Below are 10,091 nucleotides of genomic sequence, written 5' to 3'. Positions count from 1 at the left end.
CATGGATCAGTTGGCACTCAAGGCAATCGAGCGCATCGCCGCAGAACGGCGCGCGCCGTATCAGCACATCACGCTCGAGCGGATCACGCCGATCATCGGCGCCGAGATCGGCGGCGTCGATCTGTCGCAACCGCTGAGCGAGGAGCAGCTCGCAGAAATCCGCCGGGCCTTTCTGGAGAACCACGTGGTGGTGTTCCGCGATCAACATCTGACGGTGGACGAGCACAAGGCGTTTGGCCGGCTGTTCGGTGAGCTGCGGGCGCTGCCGGTGGAAGACATCGACGGCGATGACCCGGAACTGGTGGTGATCCGCGCCAATGCGCAATCGCGCTACGTGGCCGGCGAAACCTGGCACACCGACGGCACCGCCGACCTCGCGCCGTCCATGGGCTCGATGCTGTACGTCAAGGAAACCCCGGCCATCGGCACGGGCGGCGATACGCTGTTCGCCAACATGCACCTGGCGCTGGAAATGCTGTCGCCGACGATGCAGCAGTTTCTTGGCGAACTGACGGCGATCCACGACGGCGCGATTCCGTGGAAGGGCTATGAGGCGCCGGCCAACCTGCCGAAAACCGAACACCCGGTGGTGGTTCGTCACCCGGAAACCGGGCGCAAAACGCTGTTCGTCAATTCCGGGTTCACGTCGCACATCGTCCAGTTGTCTGGCGGTGAAAGTCAGGTGCTGTTGAACATGCTGTTCGATCTGGTAGCCCGCGAACCGGTCCTCAGCTGCCGCGTGCGCTGGGCGCCGAATACGCTGGTGTTCTGGGACAACCGTTGCACCCAGCACCATGCGGTCTGGGATTATTTCCCGCACTCGCGGTATGGCGAGCGGGTGACGATTCTGGGGACGCAGCCGAAAGCTTGAATCTAAAAAAACGGCGGGAGCGGCGGCACCGTTCCCACCGGTCATTCACAGACCTTGTTTGAGCAGTTGCTCGACGATCAACTCGCCGAACGCCAGATTCCCGTGCAGCGGGTCATCCACTTCGCAGTACGCCGAACGCTGAAAACCCTGCTCATCGTTCGCCGCTGCGCGCACGTCGATCAGCTCGATGCCGAGTCCTTGCAGGCGCTCGATCAGCAGCGCCTGCGCCGCCATGAACACTCGCGAATCGGACAACTCCGGCACCCGCTGCGGCGGCAGCACGGCGAACACTTTGAGGTTCATCGCACGGGCCTGTTCATAGAACGCCAGCGCAGGTCGGGACAAGGTGTCGACGATGGATTCGAACAGGGGACCTGCGAGAAAACCTTCGTCGAATTCGCCGTCCGGTGTCTGGTAGCACGTCCAGTTCGGCGCGGTGGCGAGGTAGTGCAGGCTCAGGCCGAGGGTGCTGACCAGCGGCACCCCGACCTTCGCCAGTTGCGGTACTTCGAACGGCTCAAGGGCCTGGCGATACAGGCGCTCCATCTCGGCCTCCCGGAACACTACGTCATGGCGGGTCAGGCTGAAAAAGTCGATCGCGAAATCCCGGCCGGTGCCCAGCGGGCCGCCGCTGAACGGCAACTCACGGGCCTGCGCCGCCTTGCCGATGACCCCGGCATGGGAGTCGCCCAGCAGCAGAAACCTAGGCGTAGTAATCGAGCACGGCGTCTTCACAGACAAGCTCCTCGCTGGACACGCAGGTGGAGGGCACGCTGGCCGGCGTGTGCACCGGTTGAACCGCATCGAGCCCGGCGAAAAACTGCTGCATGACGAACGCCACGCCTTCGGGCGTGACCTCGCGCTGGTTGGGTTGGTAGAACGCACCCTTGAACGGTGTACCGGTGATGATTTCGTAGGAGGGAAAATAGTCGACGTCGTGCAGGTCTTCGCACAGTTGCCCGGCGACGGCGCGCAGAACCGATTTGGAATAGGTGGTGGCGCTCAGCACATGCTCGCCTGTGGCCGTCGCCGTCAGGGGCACCGGTGACACGGTGAGCAGAACGCGCAATTGCGGGTTGATCGAACGCATCAACTCCAGCGCCCGGACCATGTCGCCATAGGTGTCCATGAAGCCGAAATTGCAGAAGCGGTGCAGCTGCGGATCAAAGGTGCCGCGCACGGTGCCGGGGCACACGGGATACACCAGACCGGTCTGGCGGTTTTGCCAGGCTTCGGTCAGACCGAGGGTGAACACGAAGACTTTGGCCCGGCGCAGGGCGGTGCGAATGGCGTCGAGGGTGGCTTCGCGCGATGCGAACAGCGCGTCCTCGCTGGCAAAACCGTCGGGCTCCACGGCGGGGCGGAACGGGTCGAAGAAACGCCCGTCATGGGCCCAGGTTTCGTCGGGTGGCAAACTCACGCCCAGCGCCCATTCGAGCCATTGGCACAGCATCGCCGGGGTGTACAGATTGCCGGTGCGGAATGAGAACACTCCGTAGTTATGGGCCTTCCAGTCGGCTTCGGGCAATTCGGCCGGGGCCGGTTCCGCGTCCAGCCAGTTCATGCCGCGCTCCACCAGCGCCCGGCCGATGTGCTGGGCGAAACACGAACCGGCGGTGACGATGGCGTCCTTGTTGCCGATCTCGAACTGCGGCGTCCACAGTTGATCGATGTGCAGCGCGGGCTTGTCAGCCACGGCGGTGCGCCAGAAAGCGCGGGGTGGCAGGCATTGATAAGGATTCACGACGAGGGCCTCCTTGGCGGTCGCTGATAAAACGGGGTCAGCTGATTTGATAGCGGTAGATCAGGTCGTCAAACCACTGATCTCCAATCTGATAGGCCTGCGGCACGCGGCGCTCGAATACAAAACCGCATTTCTCCAACACCTTGCAGGACGCGATATTACCGTCGGTCACGGTCGACTCCAACGAGTCCAGGCCGATGGCGGCGGCATAGTCGATGATCGCCTGCCGCGATTCGGTGCCAAAGCCTTTGCCCTGATGCTCGGGCAACAGCAGGCAACCCACTTCGGCATGCCCCGGAGACAGGATACGAAATCCGGTCACGCCCAGTTCCTGCCCGCTGGCCCTGTCGGTCACGACCAGACACAACCAGTGATCCGACTGCGGCCCCCAGGCCGGAAGCCGATGCTCGAAGCCTTTGCGAATCTGTTCCTCGGCAATTTCACCGAACACGTATTGCATGGTTTGCGGCTCGGAATGCAGCCTGAGGAACAGCGGCCAGTCGGATTCGACCATCGTGCGCAGGTCCAGGCGTTGCGTGGTGAGCTCGAGCATCCGCTGCTCCTTGCAAGGGCGGAAAGGGAAGACGGTTTTTTACTGGGTGTGGGGCGAAAGATCAATGGTTTGATCCGGCGTGTTTCGCAAAGCCGATCTTGATCGCCACCAGCAGCGGCGCCGCCACCGCAAACAGCAACGTCACTGCCATGAACGCACTGTCGAAGGCGATCACCAGCGACTGCTCCGACACCGTCCGCCCCAGCAGACTGGTCGCGGCACGGGCCGCCGCCGCAGGTTCCATGCCTTTGCCCGTCAGCCAGGCGCCGGTGCTTGTCAGCCGTTCGATGAGCGCGGGACTGCCGGGTGTGACGCTGCTGCCCAGGATCACGGCGTTGGCCGCATGCCCGTGTTCGATCAGCGTTTGCAGCCCGGCCACGCCGATCAGACCGCCCAGTTGCCGGCCGGTATTGAACAGACCGATGCCGGCCGCCAGGTTGCGGCTGTTGAGGTGAGTGAACGCGATCAGGGTGATCGACAGAAACAGAAAGCCCAGCCCCAGCCCACGCAGCAGGATGGCGCCCATCATGTCTGCGCTGCCGCTTTCGCGGGTCGAACCGGACAACAGCCACATGGCAATCATGATCATCAGGATGCCAAACGGCACCGTGGCAAACGGCGCCACGCCGCGCGCCTGCATCAGCCAGGCCGCGATCAGCAACGCGCCGACAAACAGTGCGCCGCTGGGCAACAGCAGCAGGCCGGCCTCGGTGAGGGTAAAACCCAGAACTGACACGGCAAACGCCGAAATCAGGTAGGCACTGCCGAACAGCGCTGCCCCTGCGACGAAGCTGACAATAAAGGCGAACGAGAAATCGCTCGACCTGAACAGACTGAAGTCGAGCACGCCTTTGCCGCTGATCAACAGTTGCTGGCCGAGAAACCCGAGCAGAGCTGCGCTGCCGACCAGCGTCAGCCAGACGATGCGCGGCGCTTCGAACCAGTCCCAGCGTTCGCCCTGGCTGAGCACGTAGGTGAAGCAGAGCAGGGCGGTGGCGCTCAGCAGCACGCCCAGACCGTCGAATGGATGCTGGCTGGCTCGGGCGGGTGTCGGGGTGACGGTGACGAGTAAAAGTCCGCTGGCCACCAATGCCAGCGGCACGACGCTGAGGAAAATCCAGTTCCATGACTGGCTGTCGACCAGCCAGCCTTGCAGGGCGGGCGTCAACGTGGCGGAGGCGACCACTGCACCGATGGCGAACAGCGCTTGCAGCGCGGGTTGCAGCTGGCGCCGGTAGCTGCGAAAGATCAGCACCTGAGCGGCCACCAGCAGTGTGCCGCCGGCAAAACCCTGCAGGATGCGCAGCGCTATCAGCAGATCGAGCCACGTGCTGCCGGCAGCGATGGCGCAGGCCAACCCCATGGCCAGGGTCGCAGCGACGATGACGTTGCGCGGGGCGAAGCGCGCCAGCAGCCACGACGCCGTAAGGAAACCGATCAGCTTGAACCCGGTGTAGCCGATGTCCAGCCAGGCAAATTCGTCAGGTGTGGCGGCGGTGTCACCGATGATGTCGTTACGGCCCAGCACCAGCGCAGTGCCGGCGATCGCTTCGGTGAGGCTGGCCAGCAGAATGCCGATCATCAACAACACGCCGGGCCGGGCTGCGGCAGACCGGTTCATGACCCGTCTCCACGCTCCACGTCGACCCGCGCCGACAGCCCCGGCACGATGCGCCCCGGCAAAGGGTTGTTGGCGAGGCGGATTTTCACCGGCACCCGCTGCACCACCCGGACGAAATTGCCCGTGGCGTTGTCGGTCGGCAACAGGCTGAAGGCCGAGCCGCTGCCGGGGGCAAAACTGTCGACTACGCCCTGCAGCGCATCGTCGGGGTAGCCGTCGACGGTGATGCGTACCGCCTGGCCGGTCTGGAGATGCTCCAGCTGGGTTTCCTTGAAGTTGGCCACGACCCAAACGTTCTGCACCGGAACGATGTCGAGCAAGGCCACCCCCGGCGTGACGTAACGGCCGACCCGCACCTGACGGTTACCGACCACCCCGGTGACGGGCGCACGCACCACGGTGCTGTCCAGGTCGATCCGGGCCAGATCCTGCGCCGCCTCGGCCTGCGCCATGGCCGCGAGGGCCGCGCCGCGCTGGGCCAGCAGCACGGCGAGGCGTTGGCGCTGAGCCTCGACCGACGCCGAAGCAGCGTCCACCGCCGCAGAGGCGCGCGTCTGGGCCACCGCCGTCTCATCGACCAGCGCCATGCTCACGGCATTGCTGGCGATCAGTTTGCGGTTGCGGTCGTGGGTCTTGCCGGCGAGGTTCATCTGCGCGGCGGCGGAGCGGCGCTCGGCCTCGGCCTGACGGATCTGCGCATGTTGCAGTTGCGTCTGGGCATCGACATCACTGAGGCGCGCCTGCGCCGACTTGAAGTTGGCTTCGGCCTGGGCGAGGCGGGCGCGATAGTCTTGATCGTCGATGCGAAACAGCACGTCGCCGCTTTGCACCGACTGGTTGTCGCGCACCTCGACGCGGGTGACGTAGCCGGCAACCTTGGCCGCCAGGGACGTGACATCGCCACGCACATAGGCGTTGTCGGTCGAGATACTTTTGCCGCCGTACAGCACGGCATAACCGCCCGCCACAATCGCCAGAGCGGCGGCGCACAACAGCAGTCCTGCCGCCTTGCGCTTGCCTTGGCGCGGTGTCGCGGGCGTCGTTTCGGACTGCGTCGTGCTGGCGGTGGTGGGCTGGGGCGCGTTCATGATCGGCGTCCTGCTCAAAGCCGACACCTCCGGCAGTCGGGCTGCCGAAGGTGGATTGGCGAATGGATCGGTTACGGCTTGACGGGTTTGACCAGTTCGGTCTCGCTGCTGTCGAGCACGAACACCGCCAGCAGACGGGACGGTTCGGTGGTGCTGGCATTGGCGCTCACCGCGTGGAAATCACCCGGTTGTTCGACGAAGTTTTCCCCGGCCTTGTAGACTTTCTCCGGCGCGTCGCCGACCTTGCTGCGCACGGCGCCCTCTAGCACCGTGGCGTAGATGAACGCGGACTTCGGATGAAAGTGCGCCGGCGACGATCCACCAGGCGCGTATTCCACCAGCACGCCCCTCATGGATTTACCGGGGACGTTGGGCAGGGCGCGGTCGAACACCACGGTGACCTTGCCCCCCTGCGGCTCGGCGGCCGAGACGGATGAGATTGAAAGGGCCGCAAACGTGGCGGCCAGCAGGATTCGGCTGAACATGGCGATACTCCTTCAAATCAGGTGGGGTGTTTCAGCGCTGGGTCGATTTCGCCAGCCAGTCTTCAAAGCGGGTTGGGCCCAGGCGTGGATTGCTGCTGCCGGGGGTGAGCGACTGGTCGTCGAGCACATCGCCGAAGTAACGGGCGTGCACGTCCGGGATCACTTTGCGGGTGTCGTGGGTGGCGCGGAAAAAACGCCGGACCAGCTCGTCGAGCGGCATGGCTTCGGGGCCGGCAATTTCCTGCGTGCCGTTGATCGGCGCTGCCAGTGCCACATCTGTCAGTGCAGCGGCGACGTCGTCAGAAGCCATGGGCTGAATCAACGCCGGGGACAGGCGCACTTCCTCGCCGACGGTGGCGGATTGGGCGATGCCGCCGACAAATTCGAAGAACTGCGTGGCCCGCAGCAGGGTGTACGGAATGCTCGACGCCTTGATCAGGTTCTCCTGCGCGACCTTGGCGCGGAAGTAGCCGTTGGCAGGCGAGCGCTCACTGGCGACGATCGACAGCGCCACGTGATGGCGAACCCCGGCGGCGGCTTCGGCGGCGAGCAGGTTGCGGGTGGAGTTCTCGAAGAAGTCTAGTACGGCCTGGTCTTCCCACGAAGGGGCGTTGGAAACGTCGACCACCACCTGGGCGCCGTCCATCGCTTCGGCCAGGCCTTCGCGGGTGATGCTGTTGACGCCGGTGTTAGGGGAGGCGGCGCGGGCGTCGTGGCCGCGTTCGCGCAGATTGTTCACAAGTTTCGATCCGATGAGGCCGGTGCCTCCGATAACGACGATCTTCATGGCATCTCTCCACTTGCCGACGGCAACCATTGCTGTCGATGTGGGTTGAGCATGCCGTTGGCGCTTCAGCAAATCCTTGTGGTGACCTTGGATTTGCCTTGGTTTTCTGTCCAGACAGGCCAATCCGTCGGCAGACGCGTAGACCAGCGTGCAGACCGGTGCGGTGGCCCAGGGTCTGCCGTATCATTGAGCGCACGACAATCGCCCGCTCGGACACGGAGTCGGGGGCGCCAGACCAGAGAACAGCCACCGTGCCATTCGTGTTTGAAGACTACGTGCTCGACCAGCAGCGCCGGGAACTGACCTGGCGCGGGGAGGTTGTGACTGTCGGGCCGCAGGTCTTCGATCTGCTGTTGCTGCTGGTCAGCAACCGCGAGCGGGTGGTCAGCAAGGACGAACTGTTGAGCGCGGTGTGGAGTGGCCGGATCGTTTCCGAATCGACCATCACCAGCCACATCAACGCCGTGCGCAAGGCCATCGGCGACACCGGCGAGCAACAGCGTCTGGTGCGCACGGTGCCGCGCAAGGGCTATCGCTTTGTCGGTGAAATCATCCCGTGCGAAAGCCCCGTCAATACGCCTGAAGCGCCTGCGAAACCCGAGGTGGTCGCGACACTTGTCCTGCCGGAAAAGCCTTCGATCACCGTCCTGCCATTCCAGAACCTCAGCGGCGACCCCGAACAGGACTACTTCGCCGACGGCATCGTCGAAGACATCATCACCGCGTTGTCGCGCCTGCGCTGGCTGTTCGTCATCGCTCGCAACTCCAGCTTCACCTACAAGGGCAGGGCGGTGGATGCGCGAGGTGTCGGTCAGGAACTGGGTGTGCGTTATGTGCTGGAAGGCAGCGTGCGCAAGTGCGGCAACAAGATCCGCATCACCGGCCAGTTGATTGATACCTGCAGCGGAACGCACCTGTGGGCCGAGCGCTTCGAAGGCCTGCTCGACGATATTTTCGAACTCCAGGATCAAGTGGCCGAAAGCGTCGTGGGCGCCATCGCGCCGCAGTTGGAGCGCGCGGAAATCGAGCGTGCCAAACGCAAGCCCACTGACAGCCTCGATGCCTACGATTATTACCTGCGTGGTACGGCCAAGCTGCATATCGGCACCCGTGAGGCGATCGAGCAGTCATTGGCGCTGTTCTACCGGGCGCTTGAACTGGATCCGGAATTTGCCTCGGCGTATGGCATGGCCGCGTGGTGCCACTTCTGGCGCAAGCTCAACGGCTGGATGACCGACCGGCCTCGGGAAATCGCCGAAGGTGCGCGGCTGGCGCGAATGGGTGTGGAGTTGGGGCGCGACGACGCCGTGGCGCTGACCCGCAGCGGTCATGCCCTGGCCCATCTGACCGGGGATGTCGACTGTGGCATCGCCTTGCTCGATCGGGCTCGACTGCTCAATCCCAACCTGGCCCCAGCGTGGTTTCTCGGCGGTATCCTGCGCGCCCTGCGTGGCGAAACCGACGCCGCCATTGCCAACCTCGAACATGCCGTGCGCCTGAGCCCGCTGGATCCGGAAATGTTCCGCATGCAGGTGGGCATGGCGCTGGCGCACTTCTTCGCTGGTCGTTTTGAACTCTCGGCTTCCTGGGCCGAGAAAGCGCAGGGAAACCTGCCCAGTCTATTGGCAGCGCCGGCCTTGATCGCCGCAAGCCAGGCGCTGAGTGGGCGAACCGACAAAGCCGGGCAGGCCATGGAACGGGTGCGTCAGCTGGATCCGACTTTGCGGGTGTCCAGCCTGAGCGCGTGGCTGCCCATTCAACGGCCTGAAGATGTTGCCCGGTTTGCCGAAGGTTTGCGGTTGGCGGGGTTGCCGGAGTAACGGTTCAGCCAGCCAGCGTCGCGTTATCGATCACGAACCGATACTTCACATCGCCCTGCAGCATCCGCTCGTAAGACGCATTGATCTGATCGGCGCGAATCAGCTCGATGTCGGAAACGATGCCGTGCTCGGCACAGAAATCCAGCATCTCCTGAGTCTCCGGAATACCGCCGATCATCGAACCGGCGATGGTCCGGCGCTTCATGATCAGGTTGAACACGTTCGGTGACGGATGCGGCGAGGCGGGTGCGCCGACCAGCGTCAGGGCGCCGTCACGCTTGAGCAGCACCAGAAACGCGTCGAGATCGTGAGGCGCGGCGACGGTGTTGAGGATCAAGTCGAAACTCTTGGTGTGCGCGGCCATTTCTTCGGCGTTGCGCGATACCACGACCTCATCGGCGCCCAGTGCCTTGGCGGCTTCGCGCTTGGACTCGGAGGTGGTGAACGCCACGACATGCGCGCCCATCGCATGGGCCAGTTTGATGCCCATGTGGCCCAGGCCACCGATACCGACCACACCGACCTTTTTGCCCGGCCCGGTGTTCCACTGACGCAGCGGCGAGTACGTGGTGATGCCCGCACACAGCAGCGGCGCGACAGCGGCCAGTTGAGCTTCCGGATGACGGATGCGTAGCACGTAGCGCTCATGCACCACGATGTTTTGCGAGTAGCCGCCGAGGGTCCAGCCGGGCGCATCCGGGGTCGGGAAGTTGTAGGTGCCGATCATGCCGTCACAGTAGTTTTCCAGACCGGTTTCGCAGTCGTCGCAGTGTTTGCAGCTATCGACGATGCAGCCGACACCCACCAGATCACCGACCTTGTAGTCGGACACATGGGCGCCGACTGCCGAAACGCGGCCGACAATCTCGTGCCCCGGCACGCACGGGAATTGCGTCCCGGCCCATTCGGCGCGCACCTGGTGCAGGTCGGAGTGGCAGATGCCGCAGAAGGCGATGTCGATCTGCACATCGTGGGCCGCCGGTGCGCGACGATTGATCTGCATCGGCTCAAGGGGTTTATCGCCGGCGTGGGCACCGTAGGCGTGTACGAGCATGGGAGTAGTCCTTGATGAATGTGTCGAAGGACCATTCTTCCCGGATTGCTCGCACAGCCTGTAGTGCA

General features: G+C 64.0%; 10 protein-coding genes. 2 read left to right on the top strand and 8 right to left on the bottom strand.

Annotation, left to right across the window (positions count from 1 at the left end; translation table 11 throughout):
• Window position 1 precedes the first annotated feature (1 nt).
• Window positions 2–871 carry a TauD/TfdA family dioxygenase gene (locus CAF90_RS06240; protein ID WP_085604974.1) on the top strand — a complete coding sequence of 290 codons (870 nt, stop codon included), beginning with the start codon at window positions 2–4 and terminating at the stop codon, window positions 869–871.
• Window positions 872–916: 45 nt separating this feature from the next.
• On the opposite strand, the gene CAF90_RS06235 is transcribed toward CAF90_RS06240, so the two are convergent.
• The 7 genes from CAF90_RS06235 to CAF90_RS06205 form a co-directional block, all read right to left on the bottom strand.
• Window positions 917–1,606: a hypothetical protein gene (locus CAF90_RS06235; protein WP_164872140.1), complete on the bottom strand. Its 690-nt coding sequence runs from the start codon at window positions 1,604–1,606 to the stop codon at window positions 917–919.
• Window positions 1,575–2,615, bottom strand: coding sequence for a GSCFA domain-containing protein (locus tag CAF90_RS06230; protein WP_085604971.1), 1,041 nt, complete (start codon window positions 2,613–2,615; stop codon window positions 1,575–1,577). The genes CAF90_RS06235 and CAF90_RS06230 overlap by 32 nt, the downstream gene beginning before the upstream one ends.
• A gap of 37 nt (window positions 2,616–2,652) precedes the next feature.
• Entirely contained in the window at window positions 2,653–3,168 is a 516-nt protein-coding gene (locus tag CAF90_RS06225) for a GNAT family N-acetyltransferase (RefSeq protein ID WP_085604968.1), read from the bottom strand.
• Window positions 3,169–3,229: 61 nt separating this feature from the next.
• A complete protein-coding gene (locus CAF90_RS06220) occupies window positions 3,230–4,789 on the bottom strand; it encodes an MFS transporter (RefSeq protein ID WP_085604965.1) in 1,560 nt (519 codons plus the stop codon).
• Window positions 4,786–5,877, bottom strand: a complete 1,092-nt coding sequence (locus CAF90_RS06215) for an HlyD family secretion protein (protein ID WP_085604962.1) — start codon at window positions 5,875–5,877, stop codon at window positions 4,786–4,788. Before CAF90_RS06215 ends, CAF90_RS06220 begins: the two co-directional genes overlap by 4 nt.
• Window positions 5,878–5,948: 71 nt before the next feature.
• The gene (locus CAF90_RS06210; RefSeq protein WP_085604959.1) at window positions 5,949–6,362 is read right to left on the bottom strand and encodes a cupin domain-containing protein; all 414 of its coding nucleotides are present in this window, start codon (window positions 6,360–6,362) and stop codon (window positions 5,949–5,951) included.
• Between the two features lie 31 nt (window positions 6,363–6,393).
• A complete protein-coding gene (locus CAF90_RS06205) occupies window positions 6,394–7,149 on the bottom strand; it encodes an SDR family oxidoreductase (RefSeq protein ID WP_085604956.1) in 756 nt (251 codons plus the stop codon).
• Window positions 7,150–7,400: 251 nt separating this feature from the next.
• Between CAF90_RS06205 and CAF90_RS06200 the strand changes: the two genes are divergently transcribed.
• Entirely contained in the window at window positions 7,401–8,969 is a 1,569-nt protein-coding gene (locus CAF90_RS06200) for a winged helix-turn-helix domain-containing protein (RefSeq protein WP_085604953.1), read from the top strand.
• A gap of 4 nt (window positions 8,970–8,973) precedes the next feature.
• Here the strand turns inward: CAF90_RS06200 and CAF90_RS06195 are convergent, their stop codons facing one another.
• On the bottom strand, window positions 8,974–10,023 hold the full coding sequence (locus CAF90_RS06195; RefSeq protein ID WP_085604950.1) for an NAD(P)-dependent alcohol dehydrogenase: 1,050 nt from the start codon (window positions 10,021–10,023) through the stop codon (window positions 8,974–8,976).
• Window positions 10,024–10,091: the final 68 nt, after the last annotated feature.

Origin of the sequence: Pseudomonas sp. B37(2017) (assembly GCF_002112885.1) — a bacterium.
GTDB classification, from domain to species: domain Bacteria; phylum Pseudomonadota; class Gammaproteobacteria; order Pseudomonadales; family Pseudomonadaceae; genus Aquipseudomonas; species Aquipseudomonas paraglycinae.
Note: the sequence above shows the minus strand (reverse complement) of the source record. Positions and strands in the feature narration are given on the sequence as shown.